Below are 20,506 nucleotides of genomic sequence, written 5' to 3' on the forward strand. Positions count from 1 at the left end.
GGGACGGGCCGGAGGGGCCGGTTGTGTGGACGTAAAGCGTCAGCAGTCCACACAACCGGCCCCGGAGGCCCGTCACCGCACCCGACACCACCCAGCCCGCCGCAGGCGCAACGGCGAGACCACCCGCGGCGGGACGGCCAGCTACGTGCGGGGGCGCCGCAAAGCGCGCAACGGCGAGAAGCCCCGCGGCGGATCAGACAGCTACGTGCGGGGCGCCGCGAAGCGCAACGGCGAGACGCCCCGCGGCGGATCAGACAGCTACGTGCGGGGCGCCGCAAAGCGCCACCGGTAACGACCACGGCGCTGCAGCCGAGTACGTGGGAGTCAGTCACAACGGGCAATGAGGAGCGCCACGTCGTCCGGGTCCTCCGGGCGTCGTAGTTCGCGGAGGAGACGGTCGCAGGTTTCTTCCAGGGAGCGGTCGGGTGCGTCCAGCAGGTACAGGAGGGTCTCCAGACGTTCGTCGAGGGAGTGGTGGCGGGTCTCGACCAGGCCGTCGGTGTACAGGACGAGCTGGTCGCCGGGGGCGAGGTGCACCGTGGTGGTTTCGAACGGGACGCCGCCGACGCCGAGCGGGGTGCCGGTGGGCAGGTCGAGGAAGGCGGGGTGCCGGCCGCGGCGGACGAGGACGGGCGGGAGATGGCCGGCGGTGGCCAGGTGGCAGGCGGCGCGGTGCGGGTCGTAGATCGCGTAGACGCAGGTGGCGATGTAGTGCTCCAGCGCCGAGGTGATCTTGTCGAGGTGGGTCAGGACCTGCGCCGGATCCAGATCGAGGTCGGCGAAGGCGCTCGTGGCGGTGCGCAGCCGGCCCATGGTCGCGGCGGCGTCGATGCCGCTGCCCATGACGTCGCCCACGACGAGCGCGGTCCGGTCGCCTTCCAGCGGCAGGACGTCGTACCAGTCGCCGCCGATCTCGTACGTGGCCTGTGCGGGCCGGTACCGGGAGGCGATCTGCAGGCCGGGGAGCTGCGGCGGGTGGTCCGGGAGCAGGCTGCGCTGGAGGGTCTCCGCGGCGTTGCGCACGCTCTGGTGCGAGCGGGCGTTGTCGATGCACACCGCGGCGCGGGCGGCCAGTTCACCGGCGAGCGCGAGGTCGTCCTCGTCGAACGGCTGCGGGGTGCGGGCCCGGGACATGCCCAGGAAGCCGAGGATCTGGCCCCGGGCGGTGAGCGGGGCCAGCAGGTAGGAGTGCACCCCGGCGCGGGCCAGCCGGGCGGCGGAGGGGGCGTCGCGGGCGATGCGCGCGAGGTCCCGCTCGTCGGTCCGGGGCACCAGGATGGGGCGGCCGGTGCGGACGCACTGGGTGGCCAGGCGGTCGGGGGCGTAGGCGACGGTCTGGCCGGGGGGATCGGCGGCCTGGACGGCCTCGGTGGGGTAGGCGGCCTTGACCGCTAGGGCGCGGAAGAGCGCGGGCCCGTCGGCGGCGTCGTGGCGGTGCTCGTCCAGGACGGAGTCGAGTACGTCGACGGTGGCGACGTCGGCCAGTTCGGGGACGGTGACCTCGGCCAGTTCGCGGGCGGTCTGCCGGACCTCCAGGGTGGTGCCGATACGGGCGGTGCCGTCGGCGATCAGGGCCAGCCGGCGCCGGGCCTCGGTCGCCTCCATGGCGGCCTGGTAGCGGTCGGTGACGTCGACCACGAGGTCGGCCACTCCCAGCACCCGGCCCTGGGGATCGTCCAGCCGGTACAGCGAGATGGACCAGGCGTGCAGCCGGCCGGGGTCGGCGGGGGTGTGGCCGACGATGGTGGTCTGGTCGACCATGGGGGTGCCGGTCGCCAGGACCTGCCGCATCGCGGTCTCCGGCACCTCGAACTTCGGGGCGGTCATGATCTCCCGGTAGTGCCGGCCCAGGTGCTCCTCGGCGGGCACGCCGTGCATCCGCTCCAGGGCCGGGTTCACGGCCACGTACCGCAGTTCGGTGTCGAGGATCGCCAGCCCGATGGGGGACTGGGAGATCAGCCGGGTGGACAGCGCGACGTCCCGCTCCAGCTCGCGCAGGGTCGGTGAGTCGGTGGCGAGGCCGAGGGCGTAGAAGTCGCCGCGGTCGTCCAGCAGCCGCATGTTGCGCAGCTCCACCATGCGTGCGGTGCCGTCCTTGTGCCGGACCGGGAAGGTGCCGCCCCAGCTCCCGCCGGTCTCCATGACCTCGGCGAACTTCTTCAGCACCAGGTCCCAGTGCTCCTCGTGCACGAGCAGTGGCGCAGCGTATTTGCCGAGCGCCTCCTCGGCGGTGTAGCCGTAGAGGTCCTCGGCCTGCGGGCTCCACAGCGCGATCCGGCCGTCCGCGTCCACGAGCACGGCGGCCACGCCGAGGAGGTCCATCAGCCCGCTCGGCGGGGACCACCGTCCCTCCGGCAGACCGGCCTCGGGCCCGTCGCCGGCCGGCGGGGTCCCGGGGTCTTCGGCTGCGCTCACCCGGGCACTCCTTCCACTGCCCCGGCTTCCATCGTGCCCCCGTCCCCGCGGATGCGCCGACCGGGGAAGCGGCCGGTCCGCACGACGGGTCTGCGCGTGCGGTGAAGTCCCGTTTCTCCGCGTCCTGTTCGTGACGGATTGCGGTGGCTACTAGCACGTAATGATCATCGAAGCAACCTCTCCTTTTCGCGTCGTGGCTGGTTATGATCGGCAACCCCCACGGCCTCACGATCACGGACCGGCGCCTTCCGTTTCCCCCACGCGGAGCGGCCGGACCGCTGATGGTCTTCTGTTCCCTGTCTCCGCCCCCGAGGACCGATGACTCCCACAGACCCTGAGGGCCCACCGCCCGAAGGCCAGCGAAAGCAAGCAAGAAGCCGCCGGCGGGGTGTGGTCCGGCTGCGCACCCTCCTCATCTGGCTGGCGGTGGTGCCCACCGTCGCGATGGGCGCCCAAGTCTTCGTCTCCGCCGACCGGCTGCTGCAGCAGTCCGCGAACCTGCGCGCCGACGTGGCCGACGGTGAGCGGATCGGCCGGCCGCTGTACGACCTCATGGCCCAGATGCAGGCCGAGCGCAGCATGACGGCGGCGCGATGGGCCGGCTCGCCGGTTGCGCGCACCGCCCTGACACGTCAGCGCGCCGCCACCGACCGCGCCGTCGCCGCGTTCCAGCGGGCGGCCGGTGTCCGGGACGCCCGGGACGACGACCAGGTCGACCACTACGTCCGTGAGGTGCAGAAACAGCTCGGGGAGCTGGACGCCTACCGCGAGCGCACGGATGCCCGTTCCGGCAGCGCGGACCGGACCACCGGCTACTACAGCGACGCGATCGGCCGGATGATCCGCGTCTACCAAGAGTTCAGCAACATGGACGACGCCGAGCTCACGCAGGAAAGCCGGCCGGTGGTCGCCCTGTTCGCGGCCTCCGAGGTGCTCGCCCGCGAGGACACCCTCTTCGCGGCCGCCGGGCCGGCCCGGCGGCTGAACGGTGCCAGGTTCGGCGAACTCACCAACTCCATCGGCGCCCACCGCTTCCTCTACGGCACGTCGATCGTGCCCTATCTGCCGGAGGACGGCCGGAAGGCCTATGCCCGGATCGCCGCCTCGGACGCGTGGAAGTCCATGTCCCGCATCGAGGACGCGGCCCTCGCCGACCACCACGACATCCCGAACGGCGTCGCCCTGCCCCGCGCCGTCGGCGACTGGCCGGCCGCGTACGGCAAGCTCGTCCCGCAGCTGACCGCCCTCAACTCCGCGCGGGTGCAAGCGGTGATCGAGCGCGCCGACGCCACGGCCGACGCGCTGGAGGCCGAGGTCTGGTGGATGGTCGCGGGCAGCACCGCCGGCCTGCTGCTGGTCGTGGCCGTCGTCGTCTTCACCACCCGCACCGTGCTGCGCCGCATGGCCATGCTGCACGAACGCACCGTCACCGTCGCCGAGCACACCCTCCCGGACATCGTCGACCGGCTGCAGCGCGGCCGGCCCGTCGATGCCGCCGCACTGCCCGGACCCGGCCGGGAACGGGACGAAGTCGGCCGCATCAGCGACGCGTTCGCCCGGGCCGTGACGGTGTCCGTCGAGGGCTACCGGCAGCTCGCCGACGAGCGGCACGGTTTCGGCCTGTTCGCCGCGGGCATCGCCGCCCGCACCGGAAACCTGGTCAGCCGTCAGCTGAGCCTGACCGAGGACCTCCAGGACACCTTCGGGCACGACGAGGCGCTGCTGGCCCAGCTGATGAAGTCCGACCAGCTGACGGTGGGTATGCGGCGGCAGATCGAGAACCTGCTGATCCTCGCCGGCGGTGAGATCACCGACCCGCACACCGAGCCCATGCGCGTCGCCGACGTGCTCCGGGAGGCCGCCGCGGAGGTCGAGGACTTCCGTCGGATCGACCGGGTCGCGCTCGACGAGATCAGCGTGGAGGCCCGGTCGATCAGCGCGATCAGCCACCTCCTCGCCGAGCTGCTGGACAACGCGACGCGGTTCTCCCCGCCGGCGTCGAAGGTCGCCATCCGGGCCGAACTCGTCACGGACGGACTGTCCGTGGAGATCGAGGACCGCGGCCCGCGCGTCGCCGCCGAGCGCTACGAGGAGATGAACGCCCGGCTGCACGCCGCCCCGCCGTACGCCGTCCTCGCCGAGAACGCCCACCGGCTCGGCCTCTTCGTGGTCGGCCACCTCGCCGACCAGCTGCAGGCCCGGGTCACCCTGCGCCGCTCCGCGTTCGGCGGGACGGCGGCCATCGTGATCATCCCCCAGGACCACCTGGTCCGCACCGAGGCGCCGGCCCCCGCCGCCGCGGCACCGCGTGCCCCCGCGTCGGAACGGCCGTCCCCGCGCACCCCCGCGCCGCCACGACAGCGGGAGCGCAAGCCCGAACTCGTCCTCCACGCAAGCCCCGTGGCACCGGCCGAACCCGCCGGACCGGCGCCCGCCGGGGCCGGGCTGCCGCGCCGTGGGCCCGCCGAAGCCCGGGCGACGGTCCGGCCGCCGGCCCGGGACGGCTCCGCCCCGCCGCCGCTGCCGGAACGTGTGCCCCAGACGCACATGGCCCGACAGCTCCGCGAGCCCCGCACCGTGGAGCCGGCCGGCCAGGACACCGCGACCCCCGAAGAGGTGGCCGACGCCTGGGCGGACTACGAGCAGGGCACCGAAACAGTGGAAATCGAGCTCCGACAGGACCAGCCATGACGACGAACGACATGATCTACAGCATTCTGGACAACAACCTCAGCCGGATCGCCGGCATCGAAGGTGCCGTGCTGCTGTCCAACGACGGGATCCGGCTCAGCGCCTACCTGCTGGAACGGGACCAGGCCGAACGGATAGCCGCGGCCTCCTCCGGCATCGCGGCCACGATGAAGGCCATCTCCCGGGAGGTCGGCGGCGGCCGGGTGATCCGGCAGCTGGTGGAGATGGACGACCGCTACCTCTGTCTCGTCGGCTGCGGCGAGGGCAGCACGCTGATCGTCGTCACCTCGCGCAAGGCCCGCCTCGGCGAGCTGGGCGGTGAGGTCGTACGGGCCTCGCAGGCGCTCGGGGAGTGGCTCGGCACCCCGGAGCGCACCGCGGCCCCCGAGCCGTCATGACGGCCGGCCCGCAGCCGGCCCGGCGGCGGCGCACGCGGCTGTACGCCCTCACCGACGGGCGGACCACCGCACCGCGCACCGTCCTGACCATGGACACCCTGATCACGGCGACGGTCGCGGCGGACACCGACGGCAGCCTGCCCACCGAATGGCAGGCCATCCTCGCCATGTGCCGGCCGCCCAACGGGCGGGCCGTCGCCGAGATCGCCGCGCGCATGCACATGCGCCTCACGCCCATGGCGGTCCTCCTCAGCGAGCTGGCGGACCGCGGTCTGATCCATCACCGGCCGCCGCTGGCAGCGTCCGAAACGTCCAATGTCCATCTGCTCAGGAAAATCAGGGACAACCTTGCCCGGATATGACACAGCCGCCCTGGAAGAGTCACCCGTCAAGATCCTCATCGCCGGTGGATTCGGGGTCGGCAAGACGACGCTGGTCGAGGCGATCTCCGAGATCGAGCCGCTGCGCACCGAGGAGCGGCTGACCGCCGCGGGCGTCGGCGTCGACGACCTCCAGGGCATCGAGGACAAGTCGGCGACCACCGTCGCGATGGACTTCGGCCGGATCACCCTCAGCGACGCCGGAGTGGTCCTCTACCTCTTCGGCACACCGGGCCAGGAGCGTTTCTGGTTCATGTGGGACGACCTGTTGGCAGGCGCGCTCGGGGCGATCGTCCTGGTCGACACCCGGCGGCTGGACCGCAGCTTCCCGGCCGTCGACTTCTTCGAGAACCGCGGACTGCCGTTCGTCGTCGGCGCCAACTGCTTCGACGGCGAGCAGCCGTACACCGCCGAGCAGATCAGGGCGGCCCTGCACCTCAAGGACCCGGACACGCCCCTGCTGATGCTCGACGCCCGCTCCCACGAGGACGTCCGCGGCGCCCTGCTGTCGCTGCTGGACGTGCTCATCGCCGAGGCGGAACCGGCCCCGTCGGTCTGACGTCACCCGCGGTGCCGGGGCGGCCGGCCGTGATCCGGCCGCCCCCGCGCCGCCCGGCCGCCCCGCCACCACCCGCAGGCCACCGGGGCGACCCGGCTCCGATCACCTAGACTCGCCGGATGGCGAAGTACTTCGATGTCCACCCGGAAAACCCCCAGCGGCGCACCCTCACCACCGTCGCCGACAGCATCCGCTCCGGCGCGCTCGTCGCGTATCCGACGGACTCCTGCTACGCGCTGGGCTGCCAGCTGGGCAGTCGGGACGGCATGAGCCGGATCCGGTCGATCCGGAATCTCGACGAGCGCCACCACTTCACCCTGCTGTGCCAGAACTTCGCGCAGCTGGGGCAGTTCGTGCACGTCGACAACGACGTCTTCCGCGCCATCAAGGCCGCGACGCCCGGGAGTTACACCTTCATCCTCCCCGCGACGCGGGAGGTCCCGCGGCAGCTGCAGCACCCGAAGAAGAAGACCGTCGGCGTCCGGATCCCCGACCACCTCGTCGCCCAGGCCCTCCTCGCCGAACTCGGCGAACCGCTGCTCTCCAGCACCCTGCTGCTGCCCGACGAGGACGAGCCGATGACACAGGGCTGGGAGATCAAGGAACGACTCGACCACGTGGTGGACGCCGTGCTCGACTCCGGGGACTGCGGCACCGAACCGACCACGGTCATCGACTTCTCCGGCGGCGAACCCGAGATCGTACGCCGTGGCGCGGGCGACACCGCGCGGTTCGAGTAGCCGCCCGACGGGTGCCGCACTCCGTTCGGCGCGCGGACCGCACGCCGCGCGCCTAGCGTGAAAGTCGGAAGGAGTGAGGCACACCATGAGCGATTTCCCGGAAGGCGCCCCCTGCTGGGCGGACGCCATGTTCAACGACGTCGAAGGCGCCAAGAGTTTCTACGGCGAGGTGCTCGGCTGGACCTTCGGCGAGGCGGCGAGCGAATTCGGCAATTACACCCAGGCGTATTCCGGCGGCAAGGCCGTCGCCGCCGTCGTCCCGCCGATGCCCGGCGGCGACGAGGTACCCTCCGCGTGGTGTCTGTATTTCGCGTCCCACGACGTGGCGAAGACCGCGGAAAAGATCAAGGGCGCCGGCGGCACGCTCCTCATGGAGCCCATGCAGGTCGGATCGTTCGGCTCGATGGCACTCGCCAGGGAGCCCAGCGGTGCCGTCCTCGGGGTCTGGCAGGCCGGTGAACACCACGGGTTCGAGAAGGTGGCCGAACCCGGCGCGTACTGCTGGGCCGAGGTGTTCACCCGCGTCCCGGAAAAGGCCGACGCCTTCCTCCAGGCGGTGTTCCCGTATTCCGCGAAGAAGATCGAGGCGGGTGACGACCCCGAGGCCCAGGGCATGGACTTCAAGGTCTTCAGCCTCGGCGACTCCGGAAATCCGGTGCTCGGCCGGATGAAAATGGGGGACGAATTCCCGGCCGAGATCCCCTCCTACATCCAGGTGTATTTCACCGTCGCGAACTGCGACGACGCCGTCGCCGCGGCGAAGAAGCTCGGCGGCCGGCTGCACTTCGGCCCCATGGACAGCCCCTTCGGCCGCTTCGCCGCCCTCACCGACCCCCAGGGCGCGGCCTTCGCCGTCATCGACACGACCACGACGGCCGGCGAGATGCCCCGGATGAGCGACGCCTAGCGGACACCCCCGCAGGCCGTACACCCCGCCGGCCGAACATCCCGCCGGAGACGGACACCCCGTCAGTCCCGCCGGGCCCCCGGCCCGGTCGGCCCCTCGGCCCCCGCTGTCCCCTCGACCCCTTCGTCCCGTCGGTCCGACATTGGCCGGTTTCCCGGTGTGGGAGACCGGCCGATCCGGCTTGGGTGGGGGATCCACCACGGCGTTGGGGAGGGGACGGGACGGTGCACGTGTACGACTACATCATCGTGGGTGCCGGGTCGGCGGGGTGCGTACTGGCAGCCCGGCTCAGCGAGGACGAGGACGTCCGGGTCCTGCTCGTCGAGGCCGGGCCGCCGGACGACGCCCGGGAGATCCACGTACCGGCCGCGCTGGCCAAGCTGTTCCAGACGAAGTACGACTGGCGTTACCTCAGCGACTGCGAACCGGGGCTGGACGGCCGCCGCCGGGTCCTCCCCAGGGGCCGCATGCTCGGCGGTTCCTCGTCGATGAACGCCATGATCTACATCCGGGGCAACCGGCGCGACTACGACGCCTGGGCAGCCGCCGGCGCCGAACAATGGGGCTGGGACGACGTCCTCCCGTACTTCCTGCGCGCCGAGGACTTCCAGGGGCCGCCCTCCCCCTGGCACGGCACCGGAGGGCCGCTCACGGTCAGCGAGGGCCGCTCCCGGCACCCCCTGATGGCCGCCTACGTGGCGGCGGCGCAGGAGGCCGGCCATCCGCTCACCGCCGACTTCAACGGCCCCGAACAGGACGGCGTCGGCCACTACCACCTCACCCAACGCGACGGCCTGCGCTGCAGCACCGCCGTCGGCTATCTGCGGCCCGCCCTCGCCCGGCCGAACCTCGACGTGCTCACCGGAGCCCAGTGCACCCGCGTGCTGTTCGACGGTGACCGCGCGACCGGCGTCGAGCTGGACCGCGGCGGGGAGCTGCTGCGGCGGCGGGCGGAGTGCGAAGTGGTGCTCTGCGCGGGCGCCTACAACTCCCCGCAGTTGCTGATGCTGTCCGGGATCGGACCGGCCGGGGAACTGGCGGCCCACGGCATCACCGCCCGCGTCGACCTCCCGGTGGGGGAGAACCTCCAGGACCACCCGCACGTCGGCCTCACCTTCCTGACCGACACCCCGTCCCTGCTCGCCGCCGAAAACCCGGACGCGGTACGGCAGTTGGAGAACGACGGGACCGGTCCGCTCACCTCCAACGTCGGCGAGGCCGGCGGTTTCCACCGCACCCTCGACGGCCTCGAAGCCCCCGACATCCAGGTGCACGCCGCCCCGGTGATGTTCCACGAGGAGGGCCTCGGCGCGGTCACCGACCACGCGTTCATGGTGGGCGCGGCCCTGCTCACCCCCACCAGCCGGGGCAAGGTCTCGCTGCGCTCCGCGCTCCCCAGCGCACAGCCGCGCATCCTGCACAACTACCTGGCCACCGACGAGGACCGGGACACCATGGTCCGGGCGGTCAGGCTGCTGCTGGACATCGCCGACCGGCCCAGTCTGCGCAAGCACCGCAGGGCCGACTTCCGCCACCCCGCCTCGTTGACGGACGCGGGCCTGCTGGACTTCGTCCGGCGCGAACTGCACACCCTGTACCACCCGGCGGGCAGCTGCGCCATCGGTCCCGTCGTCGACCCGCGCCTCAGGGTGCACGGGGTGCGCGGGCTGCGGGTGGTGGACGCGTCCGTGATGCCCACCGTCGTACGGGGCAACACCAACGCCCCCACGATCATGATCGCCGAAAAGGCGGCGGACCTGATCCGCGACCTCCCGGCGCCGGCCTGAGCCTGTCGGCCGGAAAACCGCAGGCCTTTCGCCCGCCGTCACCTTCTGTGAATTGACGGCGGGTGAAACAGGCCGGGTGGCGGCCGGAAGGGTGAATTCGTGCACTCATTGTGACGCCTCGGGAGCGCGGTCTTCAATGAGGTGTTCCTACGGTTGAGTCATCGGTGGGCAGGTATGGCCCCACCCGAACGAAGGCTCTTCCATGGACAGTCAGATCGTACAAATAAAAATTCACCCGGCCATCGGCATAGCCCGGGTGGGCAACAGCGACCAGCAGCCCTTCATCGGCCCGGAATCACCGGATCAGCCGGCCCTTCCGGCCGGCTCGTACAAGGACGGCTCGGGCAAGGTCGTCCGGCAGGCCGCCCGGTTCCGCATCTACGGCTACAACGAGAAGGGGGAGGTCGTCAAGGAGCTCAAACAGGGCCAGGACGGCGTGACGGAAATCAAATGGTCGGTACACCTCGCGAACAAGAAGGCCGCCTGGTACCAGTTCCACATTCCGCTCGACATTCCCGAAGCCGCCGCCCTGCCGGACGCCCAGCGGCGCCGGCGCAATTTCGACGTCAAGGGCGCGGACCGGAAGAAACTCGTCATCGACCCCGGCCGCAAGGAAATCCGCGCCTCCGCGCAGGAGACCGCCACTTTCGACGGCAAGATCATGGACAAGCCGGTTTCCCTGGGGTCCATCTCCACCCAGCAGGACGGTCGCCTCCTGGTCGTCGGAGGCGTCGGCAGGTCGGCCTCCTTCGCCACCCCCGAGAAGCCCATCTCCGGCGTCGCCAACAACGACACCTGGTACGACGACGTCTCCGACGGCCCGGTCACGGCGGAGGTCACCTTCAACGGCGTCACCAAGACCGCCACCCCGAGCTGGGTCGTGGTCGCGCCGCCGCACTACGCCCCCGGCGTGAAGACCGTCCGCACCCTCTACGACCTGCTCCACGACGTGTTCGTCACCGAACAGACGCTGGACATCGTGCAGCAGGTCTCGTACCCGGACCACATCGAGCCGATCCTGCGCCGTTTCTGCGAACTGCAGTGGGTCAACCACGGCTTCGCCACCCAGTTCGGTTGGCAGGGTCCGTACGACTTCCTCGACCCGGTGCTGCGCAAGCGGCTCGCCGACCCCGGCAGGTCCAGCGAGGAACTCCGCCGCCAGGTCTACGTCCACATGCGCGACTACGAGCGGGACGGCACCTCGCCGCTGCCCTGGCCGTGGCTCTACGGCGACGCCATGTCCAGCGGCAAGGCCACCTCCGTCCGCCAGCACATCACGCTCTCCGCCGAGCAGGACCGGATGCTGGCCCTGTGGTCCGAGGGACACTTCACCTCCGGCCCGCCCCGCACCGGCTACCCGGACGTCGACGAGGCCCCCGCCACCGAACAGCCGACCCTGCTGGACCGGGGCGCGCTGGAGAACTGCGCCGCCGACGCGTTCCACCCGGGCTGCGAGGTCACCTGGCCGGTGCGCCACAAGACCATGTACTCCGAGCCCTTCCGCATCCTCCACCGCACACCGGAGAACCCCGAACGCGACTACGGGGACGTGCTCACCGACCAGGACGTCCGCAGCAAGAACGGGCCGCTGTACGCCCAGGGGCCGGGCGACCTCACCCGCTGGATGGCCGCCCCCTGGCAGTGCGACACCGCCAGCTGCCGCTCCGGCTACCAGGTGCGGTCCGGGCTCGGCCCCCGCTACAGCCCCTACCTGCCCACCTTCTGGCCCGCCCAGATGCCCAACCACGTGCTCAAGAAGTCCGACTTCACCACCGTCAACACCAAGCCGACCGGCGGTGACGACAGCGCCCGGGAGAAGGCCTTCGAGAACCGGGCGGTCTGGCTGCGCGGCCTGAAGGGCACCGACTTCGACAAGCAGCGGCGGCAGATGATCGACGACTGGTACAAGTTCGGCATCGTCGAGACCCACGAATACACCGTCGGGGACGGCAAGTTCCCCCGCTACGTCCAGGTGGAGTCCGAGCCCGGGTATCCGCAGGCCCCCGACCACGCCAACCTCGTCAACATCCAGGTGCCCGAGGCGGGCGCGCCCCAGCTGGCCGGCGCGGCCGACGCCTGGACCGGCGAGGTCTCCGCCGCGGACGTCTCCGCCATGCTCGTGCAGCAAGCGGTCCAGGAGGTCAAAGAGGCCACCGGACACGACGAGACGGCGATCGCCGCCGGCTACCTGGAGAAGCTCGACCCCCTGCACGGCTCCCCGTGAGCCCGGCGCCCGCCTACGACGTCGTGGTGGCGGGCGGCGGTCCGGCAGGCTGCGCCGCCGCGCTCGCCCTCGTACGGGCCGGGCGCACGGTCCTGCTGGCCGACGCCGGCACCGGGCCGCCCAAGGCCGGTGAGGCGCTGGTCCCGGTGGCGCGGCTGCTCCTCGCCGACCTCGGCGTCGACCGGTCCGTCCTGGGCGCCGGCCATCTGCCCTGCCACGGCAACCTGTCCGCCTGGGGCTCGGCCGAACTGCACGCCGTGGACTTCCTCCACGACCCGTACGGGCACGGCTGGCACCTCGACCGTGGGCTGTTCGACCGGCGGTTGCGTGCCGCCGCCCGCGCAGCCGGCGCCGACCTCGCCGAGCGCACCGCCGTACGGCGCCCCGCCCGGCAACCGGACGGCACCTGGCACCTCGCCCTGCGCGACCGCTCCCGCGGGGACGCGGAACGCACGGTCCGCTGCCGCTGGGTGGTGGACGCCACCGGGCGGGGTGCGGCGATCGCCGTCCGCGCCGGCGCCCGGCGGCGGACCGGGGACCGGCTGACCGCGCTCCACCTGACCCTGGACCCGGCCGCCCAGCACACCGCCGACGGCCGTTCCCTGGTCGAGTCCGACCAGGACGGCTGGTGGTACACGGCCCTGCTGCCCTCCCGGCGCCGGCTGGTCGCCTACTTCACCGATCCCGATCTGCCCGTCGCCGGCGGGCGTGGCGCCGAGCGGTTCCGGGACCGGCTGCTGGCCACCCGGCACGTCGTCGGCCGGGCCCGCCCGCACGGCCTCACCCACCTCCCGCCACCCCGGCGGGCCGCCGCGCACACCGCCCATCTGGACCGGGTGCACGGCGACGGCTGGACGGCCGCCGGCGACGCGGCGGCCGCCTTCGACCCGCTCAGCTCCCAGGGCATCCTGACCGCCCTCTACACCGGGCTGAGCGCAGGCCGGGCGGTCGACGCCCGGCTCCACGGCGACCGGACGGCACTGGCCGGCTACGCGGCGCAGGTCGCCACGGCCCGTACGGCCTACCGGCACGACCACCGCGTCGTGCACGCCCGGGAAACCCGCTGGCCCGAGCGCCCCTTCTGGGCCCGACGGCAGCACCATCCCCCTCCGGACGCCCGCACCCTCCCGAACACCCCCCACACGAAAGGCACGACCACACCATGAGCACCAGCCCCGAAGCCGGCCACGCCGGACACGAGCACATCCACCGCTTCCTGATCCTCGGCAAGAAGAAGCTGTTCTTCTACCACCTGGCGCTGTACAACCCGCAGTCCGGCCACGACTACCAGGCGGTCTTCACCTTCAGCATCAAGGACAACGGTGAGCTGCGGGACATGTACCTCAAGGACCTGGCGAAGCACGAGAGCGAGCGGGTCTTCTACTCGCTGCGCTGTCCGCACCACTTCGAGCTCCCGGAGCTCCAGCAGGGCAAGGTCTTCAAGGTCCATCTGGAGCGGGTCGTCGTCGACAAGGACGGGAACCGCGACTTCCAGCAGATGACGACGTCGGAGACCGAGGTGGAGTGCAAGAAGGAGGACGTCCGTCACTTCCGCAAGCTCGGCAACCTCCCCTACCCCGAGTACCTCACGTACCTGATGTTCGGGGAGGGGGACGAGATCCACCTCGCGCACCAGCTCGCGGCCCGTCCGAACTGGGACGAGGCGGTCACCATCGACCCGATGGCCGTCATCGACCCGGCGGCCCTGAAGAAGGTCCCGACCCTCGTCATCGAGTCGATCAAGGACGCGCACGGCAAGCTGATCGAGAGCCCGCTCAAGAAGGGCCAGCAGTACGAGGGCAAGCTCAACGGGGACGAGGCGACCCTCGACTTCACCGTGGGCCGCCAGGGCTGGTGGAACCACACCAGCCTCAACAACTGACCGACCCCCCAGGTGCCCGGGCCGCGACCCTCGCGGCCCGGGCACCGTGTCACGTGGGCGGGGACCAGGCCGTCTGGACCAGCCGTGCCTCCCGCCTGCGGTTGACGAACAGGGCGCGGCCGGGCGGGAGTTGGCGCGCACGGTGGTGGCCGACCAGGTGCCCCTCGCCGGGATCCCCGGACAACAGCAGCCCCTGTGCGCCCAGTTCGAGCGTGCGCTGCATCACGGGCTCGAACGACGCCCGGCCGGCGCCCGAGGAGCTGCGCGCCAGGATCAGCCGCAGCCCCAGATCGCGCGCGAACGGCAGGTACTCCAGCAAGGGCTGCAGCGGATTGCCGCTGCTGGTCGCCACCAGGTCGTAGTCGTCGACGAGCACGTAGGCGTCCGGCAGGTCGTACCAGCTGCGCTTGCGCAACTGCTCGGGGGTGACGTCCGGCCCGGGCATCCGCCGGCTCAGCGAACCGGCGAGCCCGGCGATCACCTCCTTCAACTGGGGCGCCATACCGCAGTAGTGGGAGATATGACTGTCCGGGATGTCGCCCAGGAGGGACCGGCGGTAGTCGGCGACGACCAGCAGGGCCCGCTCGGTCGGGTGGCGCTCGGCGATCTGCCGGGCCAGCAGCCGCAGCAGCGACGACTTGCCGGACTCGCTCTCGCCGTAGACGACCAGCAGCGGATCGGTCTCGAAGTCGAGGTGCACGGGGGCCAGCGTGGCCTCGTCGAGGGCGAACGGGATGCCGGCGGCGGGGCCGTCGCCCGGCTGCGGCAGGGCATCGACCGCGAGCAGGGCCGGCAGCATGCGGACCGGTGGCGCGGCCGGCCCGTTCCAGTGCGTGCGCACCTCGCGCACCAGGTCCGACAGGGCCTCCCCGAGCGTGTCGGGGTCGGGGTGGCCGTCCAGCCGCGGGAGCGCGGCGAGGAAGTGGTCCCGGTCGGGCGACAGACCGCGGCCGGGCCGCCCGATCGGCACGTTCTCGGCCTGCCGGCGGTCGACCTCCGACTCCAGTGGATCGCCCAGGCGCAGTTCCACCCGGTTGAGCAGCAGATCGCGCAGCGCGGGCCGGATCTCGCTGTACCGGTTGGCGCCGAGGAGGAGGTGGACGCCCAGACCGAGGCCCCGGCCGGCGATGTCGAGGACGGCGGGCTCCAGCTCCTCGTGGTCGGACCGGAACGACGACCAGCCGTCGAGCACCAGGAAGACGTCACCGCACGCCTCGTCGGGGAAGTGCCCGGCGGCCCGGCGCTTGCGGTAGGTGGCCATGGTGTCGAGGGAGTGCGAGCGGAAGAACTCCTCGCGGCGGTCGAGGAGGCCCGCGACCTCGGAGATCGTCCGGCGCACCTTGTCGGCGTCCAGCCGGGAGGCGACCGTACCGACATGCGGCAGGCCCTCGACGTCGAGCAATCCGCCGCCGCCGAAATCGACGCAGTAGAACTGCACTTCACGCGGTGTGTGGGTGAGGGCGAACGCGGCGATCACCGAGCGCAGCGCGGTCGACTTGCCCGACCGGGGGCCGCCGACGAACAGCCCGTGGCCGGCCGCGCCGGAGAAGTCCAGGTACCGCACGTCGCGCCGCTGCTCGTACGGCTTGTCCACCAGCCCCGCGGGCACCACGAGCGTGCCGGGGGCGAACACCTCCGCGTGCAGACCCCGGGCGGGGGTCACCGCGAGCGGTGGCAGCAGCTGGTCGACCGTCGGCGACTCGGCAAGCGGCGGCAGCCACACCTGGTGCGCCGCCGGGCCCCGGCCCTCCATCCGCTGCACCAGCACGTCCAGGACGGTGTCGGCGAGCGCGTCCGGAGGGTCGGACGTCCCGCCGGAAGGCCGGTGGACGCCGGAGACGTACGCGGCCTTGAAACGGGCCATGACGTCGCCGTCGTAACGCAGGATGCCGGATCCCGGGGCGCTCGGCAGGTGGTAGGCGTCCGGTACGCCGATCGCCGCCCGTGACTCCGAGGCGGAGAACGTCCGCAGCCCGATCCGGTACGACAGATACGTGTCCAGGCCCCGCAGCTTGCCGTCCTCCAGCCGCTGCGAGGCGAGCAGCATGTGGACGCCCAGGGAGCGGCCGATCCGGCCGATCTGGATGAACATCTCGATGAAGTCCGGCTTCGCCGTGAGCAGTTCGCTGAACTCGTCGACCACCAGGACCAGGGAGGGCAGCGGCATGAGATCCGCGCCGGCGGCCCGGGCGTTCTCGTACGCGGTGACGTTCGGGTAGTTGCCGGCGGCCCGCAACAGCTCCTGGCGGCGCTGGAGTTCGCCGGTGATCGCATCCCGCATCCGGTCGATCAGCGCCGTGTCGTCGGCGAGATTGGTGATCACCGCCGCCACGTGCGGCAGCATCGACACGCCGGCGAAGGTCGCACCGCCCTTGAAGTCCGCCAGGATGAAGTTGAGGTTCTCCGAGGAGTGCGTGACGGCCAGCGCCAGCACCAGGGTGCGCAGCAGCTCGGACTTGCCGGAACCGGTCGAGCCGACGCACAGCCCGTGCGGGCCCATGCCCTCCTGCGAGGCCTCCTTGAGGTCGAGCAGGACCGGACCGCCGTCCGGCCCGATGCCGATCGGCACCCGCAGCCGCTCCTGCGCGCCACGCGGCCGCCATGCCTGGTCGGCGTCGAACGTCCCGGGGTCCTCGATTCCCATCAGCTGCGTGAAGTCGAGCTGGTCCGCGACCCGGGAAACGGGCGGCGCGACGTCGTCGGCCGCCGAGCCTGACCAGCCGCCGCGGGCCTGCTCACCCAGTGCGGCGGCCGCCGTCGCCAGATCGTCCACCGTGGTGCGGCCGTCGGTCCGGGGCAGGGCGATGTGCACGTACCGCTTCTCGGTCCGGTCGGTGCACAGAGCCACACCAGGAGTCGCCGGGGTCAGCCGCGCGGCCGGTTCCGGGTGGACGAGGGACTCGTCGGGGGAGCTGAGCGCCAGCTCGAAGCGGGTCAGCATCACGTCGAGCAGCGACTTGGGCAGCGCCGACCAGTGCGGCGTGGTCACCGCGAGGTGCACGCCGTGCCGCAGGCTCGTCGCCCCGATGCCCCGCAGCGCCACCGCGAGGTCCTGGAAGTTGTCGGCGAACTCCGACCAGCCGTCGACCAGGAGGAACAGATCGCCCACCGGCTGGTCGGCGAGTTCGCCGCGGGCCCGCGCCCCGCGGTACGCCTCGATGGAGTCGATCGACGGCAGCTGCCCGAACTGGTTCTCCCGCAGGGTGTTGAGCCAGACGGCGTGCGCCACCATGCGGTGCACCTCGTCGGGGTTCTGCCGGTGGGCGATGCCGCGGACGTGCGGCAGATGCGTCAGCCGGCGCAGTCCGCCGCCACCGAAGTCCAGGCAGTGGAACTCGACCTCGTGCGGGGTGTGCGTCAGGGCCAGCGAGGTCACCAGGGTCTGCAGCAGCAGCGTCTTGCCGCTGCGCGGACCGCCGGCCACCGCCACGTGCCCGGCGCCTCCGGGCAGATCCACGCAGTGGGTGCGGACCCGGCGGCCCTCCGTGCGGTGCGACCGGCCGACCGGGGTGACCAGGCGGCCGCTGTCCCGCCAGTCCACCGCCGACAGCCCGCGCTCCTCGGTCACCACCAGCGGCGGCAGCAGGTGGTCCAGCGTCGTCAGGGGAGAGGGGCCCTCGGTCTCCGTGAGGCTCGGGAACGGCCGGTGCGCGTGCGCGGCCGCCTTGGACAGCCGCAGCCGGCTGCCGCCCTGGATGTCGCTGCCGAAGAACGTCGGCTTCTGCTCATGGGTACGGGCGACCACCTCGGCCACGTACTGGTACAGCTCCTGCGCCGTGACCCAGCCGTCCTCGTCGAGATCGGCCCGGCCCGTGGTGAGGCCGTCGATCACCGCGCGGGTGAAGACCGAACTCCACTCGGCCGCGCCGGCGCCCGGGGTCTCGTCCTCCAGGGCCTCCTGGACGGAGTTGGCGGCGGTGATCACATAGCTGCCGCGGTCGACGAACTGCCGGGGGATGTCCTCGGCGTCCGCACCGCCCTTGGACGCACCGAACGCACCGGAGAAGCAGCAGTCCAGCAGGGCGATCTTCTGCTTGGCCCGGCTGTACTCCATCGACTCCTTGATGAACTCCGCCGAGACCGAGCTGGCCCGGACCATCTCACGACTGGACTTGACGGTCGCGAAGTGCAGCCGCCCCCGGCCGTCCTTCAGCCCGTGGCAGGACAGGTAGACCAGGGCGAGGTCGACCCCGCGGGCCTGGAAGAGCCGCTCGACGGCCTCCTCGATGACGGCCTTCGACTCGTCGACCAGCACCTGGACGGAGTCGAACTGCCCGACGTCGGGGTCTTCGAGGAGCGCGGCCAGCTTCCGGGCGTCATGCACCGGCGACCGCAGCTGGGGAAGCGAGTCGTCGAGATAACGCTCGGTGGCGATGAGCAGGGCACGCCGTTCACCCACCCGGTCCTCCCGCGCTCACCGCCGCCCGGACGACGGCATGGTGACGAACCATCAGGCGCCCTCCGCCGACCCCTCAAGGGCCGCCGGCGCCGACGGTTCCGACAGCGGTGCGGTACCCGCGCCCGACCCGTCGTCGGCGGCCAGCGCCTGGATCCAGGCCTCGACCACCGCCTCCTGCGTCTTCTTCGACACCCCTTCGATCTCCAGCCGCCGCTCCCCGCTGACCAGCACGGCCTTACGGGCCCCGCTGCGCTTGATCCAGTCCCGCACCACCAGCGTCAGGGACCGGAGGGCGGCGACCGAGAACCCGCCGCTGACCACCAGCGTCGTGAGCGACGACAACACCCCGCTCTTGCCGCCCACCGCCCCGGGCTCCTGCCCGCGCACCACCTCGGGCAGATCCAGCGACAGCAACTCCTCCAGGAGCCCTCGCGTCAGTTCGTCGAGTTCCTGCGCATCGGCGTCCTCGTCGTGCACGACGACGGTGACGTCCCCCGTGATCGTCATGAGCCACCCTTCCCGTTGCTGCGGATTCTAGAGGCAGCAGCAGCGCCGTGTGAGACGACTGAGGGACCCAACTCGGTTGCAGGTCAGGAAGGTTGGCGAGGCGCTGGGCCGGACCGGGGACGCGGTGCCCGCGGCGGCCCGCCGGCGGAGGGGATCCCCGGGGCACTCAGCGGCAGAGGGCGTCGAGGTCCTCGCAGAAGGTGGGGAACTCCGCGGCGGCCTCCTCGATGATCTGCTCGGCCGTCCGGCGCGGGGAGGTCGCATACCGCTCGGCGAGGGCGGTCAGGGCCGGGTCCGGGTGCGCGTCGCGGTCGAACACCACGGCCTCCACCGGCCCCAAGCCGTCGCCCAGCACCCACAGGAACCCGGACAGGTCCCCGGCCACCACACCGCACTCGCCCTCCGAGCCCAGGAACACCACGGGCTGTTCGGCGAGCGGACGCCCCGGGCGGGCGCACCATATGGCGGCCCGGCCACCCGTACCGTCCATTCCGAAGAACCGGAAGGCGTCGCCGTCGAGTTCGTGGTTGCCGGTCCAGTGACGCAGCCAGTCGGTGGTCTCCTCGGCCGACTCGAACGCGTCGAACGGCTCGAAGTCGACGCCCTCGCCGTCGTCGCCGAAGTCGAACTCGGCCTTGGCCACTTCGGCGAGCGCGGGCGGCAAACGGCGGTCGTCGCCGGGAATCTCATGCACGAGCACGTTCATGGTCCCAAGCTGACCGCTGCCACTGACAACGCCCTCGGGCCCCTGGCCGGCCCGCGCGGGGGCACGACCAGGGGCGCCGGGGGATCGGTCGGATCAGTGCTGCTGTGCCTTGCGGCGGCGGAACACCAGGTAGCCGCCGCCCGCGACGAACAGGGCCGCGGCGGCCGACAGCAGACCGACGGGCGCGCCGTTACCGGTCTCGGCCAGGTCGCCGCCCTGCGCGGAGCGGGACGGCGACGGCGACGGCGCGGCGGACGCGGCCGCCGAGGACGTCGGGGCGGTGCCCGCGGGCGCGGAGGACGTCGGCGAGGCACTCGGCGTGGCTGCCGGCCCGCCCGCGGTGGCGGACGCCGACGGCTTGCCGGCGCCGGGCCCGCCGGCGTCCTTGCAGTCGGTCCAGAACACCTTGTGCTTGGCCCGGCCGTGCTCGCCGGCGAAGTTCCAGAACAGCTTGTAGTGGCCGTCGGGCAGGGACAGGTCCTGCGTCCGGCCGTGGCCCTCGCCGTCCAGCGTCAGGGAACCGGACGTGACCGTCTCTCCCTTGGTGTGGGCGGTCGGGGCCCAGGCCTCGATGTGCCAGTCGACCTGCTGGGCACCGTCGAAGCCGAAGGAGTCGAGGTAGAAGGTGCAGACGTGCGGTTCGTTCTTGCGGAGTTCGACGCCGGTCTTGGCGTCGTGGATCTTCACGGTGCCGTTGTCGCCGGGGGGCGCGGCATAAGCGGAAGGGGCGGTCAGCAGGGCCGCGGCCACGGCGGCCGTGAGCGAGCCTGCGGAAACAAGCGGGCGCATGGGCATTCCATCGGTGAAAGGGGAACGTTGCCGTGGGGGGCGGCTCAGCTTCCTGGGGACCTCAGGAGCCCGTCAAGGCGCCTCACGTCACTTATGCCATCCGGTGTCTCGCTCCTCCCCAT

Annotated in this window: 15 protein-coding genes; 10 read left to right on the forward strand and 5 right to left on the reverse strand. The window is 71.9% G+C overall.

Translation table 11 applies throughout. From position 1 onward, the window contains the following. Positions 1 to 324: 324 nt before the first annotated feature. Positions 325 to 2,358 (reverse strand): SpoIIE family protein phosphatase, encoded by a 2,034-nt coding sequence (locus AB0E02_RS19870; RefSeq protein ID WP_362141294.1) that lies wholly within the window; start codon positions 2,356 to 2,358, stop codon positions 325 to 327. Positions 2,359 to 2,805: 447 nt separating this feature from the next. Here AB0E02_RS19870 and AB0E02_RS19875 point away from each other — a divergent pair, with 447 nt between their 5' ends. From AB0E02_RS19875 to AB0E02_RS19920, 10 genes are all read left to right on the forward strand, one after another. Beyond that, the gene (locus AB0E02_RS19875; protein ID WP_362141102.1) at positions 2,806 to 5,106 is read left to right on the forward strand and encodes a nitrate- and nitrite sensing domain-containing protein; all 2,301 of its coding nucleotides are present in this window, start codon (positions 2,806 to 2,808) and stop codon (positions 5,104 to 5,106) included. Continuing rightward, positions 5,103 to 5,504, forward strand: a complete 402-nt coding sequence (locus AB0E02_RS19880; protein WP_030412739.1) for a roadblock/LC7 domain-containing protein — start codon at positions 5,103 to 5,105, stop codon at positions 5,502 to 5,504. The genes AB0E02_RS19875 and AB0E02_RS19880 overlap by 4 nt, the downstream gene beginning before the upstream one ends. Further along, positions 5,501 to 5,866 (forward strand): DUF742 domain-containing protein, encoded by a 366-nt coding sequence (locus AB0E02_RS19885; RefSeq protein ID WP_362141104.1) that lies wholly within the window; start codon positions 5,501 to 5,503, stop codon positions 5,864 to 5,866. The genes AB0E02_RS19880 and AB0E02_RS19885 overlap by 4 nt, the downstream gene beginning before the upstream one ends. Beyond that, entirely contained in the window at positions 5,853 to 6,443 is a 591-nt protein-coding gene (locus tag AB0E02_RS19890) for an ATP/GTP-binding protein (protein ID WP_362141106.1), read from the forward strand. The genes AB0E02_RS19885 and AB0E02_RS19890 overlap by 14 nt, the downstream gene beginning before the upstream one ends. Before the next feature lie 119 nt (positions 6,444 to 6,562). Continuing rightward, positions 6,563 to 7,183, forward strand: coding sequence for an L-threonylcarbamoyladenylate synthase (locus AB0E02_RS19895; RefSeq protein ID WP_030412736.1), 621 nt, complete (start codon positions 6,563 to 6,565; stop codon positions 7,181 to 7,183). 85 nt (positions 7,184 to 7,268) lie between these two features. After that, a complete protein-coding gene (locus AB0E02_RS19900) occupies positions 7,269 to 8,090 on the forward strand; it encodes a VOC family protein (protein WP_362141107.1) in 822 nt (273 codons plus the stop codon). 224 nt (positions 8,091 to 8,314) lie between these two features. Next, a complete protein-coding gene (locus AB0E02_RS19905) occupies positions 8,315 to 9,877 on the forward strand; it encodes a GMC family oxidoreductase N-terminal domain-containing protein (protein ID WP_362141109.1) in 1,563 nt (520 codons plus the stop codon). Between the two features lie 202 nt (positions 9,878 to 10,079). Continuing rightward, positions 10,080 to 12,101, forward strand: coding sequence for a LodA/GoxA family CTQ-dependent oxidase (locus tag AB0E02_RS19910; RefSeq protein WP_362141110.1), 2,022 nt, complete (start codon positions 10,080 to 10,082; stop codon positions 12,099 to 12,101). Further along, a complete protein-coding gene (locus tag AB0E02_RS19915; protein WP_362141112.1) occupies positions 12,098 to 13,267 on the forward strand; it encodes a tryptophan 7-halogenase in 1,170 nt (389 codons plus the stop codon). The genes AB0E02_RS19910 and AB0E02_RS19915 overlap by 4 nt, the downstream gene beginning before the upstream one ends. Beyond that, positions 13,264 to 13,983 carry a hypothetical protein gene (locus AB0E02_RS19920; protein WP_362141114.1) on the forward strand — a complete coding sequence of 240 codons (720 nt, stop codon included), beginning with the start codon at positions 13,264 to 13,266 and terminating at the stop codon, positions 13,981 to 13,983. The genes AB0E02_RS19915 and AB0E02_RS19920 overlap by 4 nt, the downstream gene beginning before the upstream one ends. Positions 13,984 to 14,032: 49 nt before the next feature. On the opposite strand, the gene eccCb is transcribed toward AB0E02_RS19920, so the two are convergent. The 4 genes from eccCb to AB0E02_RS19940 form a co-directional block, all read right to left on the reverse strand. Further along, complete coding sequence (eccCb, locus tag AB0E02_RS19925; RefSeq protein WP_362141115.1) at positions 14,033 to 18,382, reverse strand: type VII secretion protein EccCb; 4,350 nt, start codon at positions 18,380 to 18,382, stop codon at positions 14,033 to 14,035. A 51-nt stretch (positions 18,383 to 18,433) separates the two neighbouring features. Beyond that, the gene (locus tag AB0E02_RS19930; protein ID WP_362141116.1) at positions 18,434 to 18,889 is read right to left on the reverse strand and encodes a hypothetical protein; all 456 of its coding nucleotides are present in this window, start codon (positions 18,887 to 18,889) and stop codon (positions 18,434 to 18,436) included. 166 nt (positions 18,890 to 19,055) lie between these two features. Continuing rightward, positions 19,056 to 19,595 (reverse strand): SMI1/KNR4 family protein, encoded by a 540-nt coding sequence (locus AB0E02_RS19935; protein ID WP_362141118.1) that lies wholly within the window; start codon positions 19,593 to 19,595, stop codon positions 19,056 to 19,058. Between the two features lie 93 nt (positions 19,596 to 19,688). Continuing rightward, positions 19,689 to 20,384 carry an LPXTG cell wall anchor domain-containing protein gene (locus AB0E02_RS19940; protein ID WP_362141120.1) on the reverse strand — a complete coding sequence of 232 codons (696 nt, stop codon included), beginning with the start codon at positions 20,382 to 20,384 and terminating at the stop codon, positions 19,689 to 19,691. Positions 20,385 to 20,506: the final 122 nt, after the last annotated feature.

Origin of the sequence: Streptomyces sp. NPDC048196, assembly GCF_040652715.1 — a bacterium.
GTDB classification, from domain to species: Bacteria; Actinomycetota; Actinomycetes; order Streptomycetales; family Streptomycetaceae; genus Streptomyces; species Streptomyces siderophoricus.

Bases quoted from the DNA above. Each gene is read 5' to 3' on its own strand.
- AB0E02_RS19880 (WP_030412739.1), top strand. From the start codon at position 5,103: ATGACGACGAACGACATGATCTACAGCATTCTGGACAACAACCTCAGC.
- AB0E02_RS19940 (WP_362141120.1), bottom strand. From the start codon at position 20,384: ATGCGCCCGCTTGTTTCCGCAGGCTCGCTCACGGCCGCCGTGGCCGCG.
- AB0E02_RS19885 (WP_362141104.1), top strand. From the start codon at position 5,501: ATGACGGCCGGCCCGCAGCCGGCCCGGCGGCGGCGCACGCGGCTGTAC.
- AB0E02_RS19935 (WP_362141118.1), bottom strand. From the start codon at position 19,595: ATGAACGTGCTCGTGCATGAGATTCCCGGCGACGACCGCCGTTTGCCG.
- AB0E02_RS19920 (WP_362141114.1), top strand. From the start codon at position 13,264: ATGAGCACCAGCCCCGAAGCCGGCCACGCCGGACACGAGCACATCCAC.
- AB0E02_RS19910 (WP_362141110.1), top strand. From the start codon at position 10,080: ATGGACAGTCAGATCGTACAAATAAAAATTCACCCGGCCATCGGCATA.
- AB0E02_RS19900 (WP_362141107.1), top strand. From the start codon at position 7,269: ATGAGCGATTTCCCGGAAGGCGCCCCCTGCTGGGCGGACGCCATGTTC.
- AB0E02_RS19895 (WP_030412736.1), top strand. From the start codon at position 6,563: ATGGCGAAGTACTTCGATGTCCACCCGGAAAACCCCCAGCGGCGCACC.
- AB0E02_RS19930 (WP_362141116.1), bottom strand. From the start codon at position 18,889: ATGACGATCACGGGGGACGTCACCGTCGTCGTGCACGACGAGGACGCC.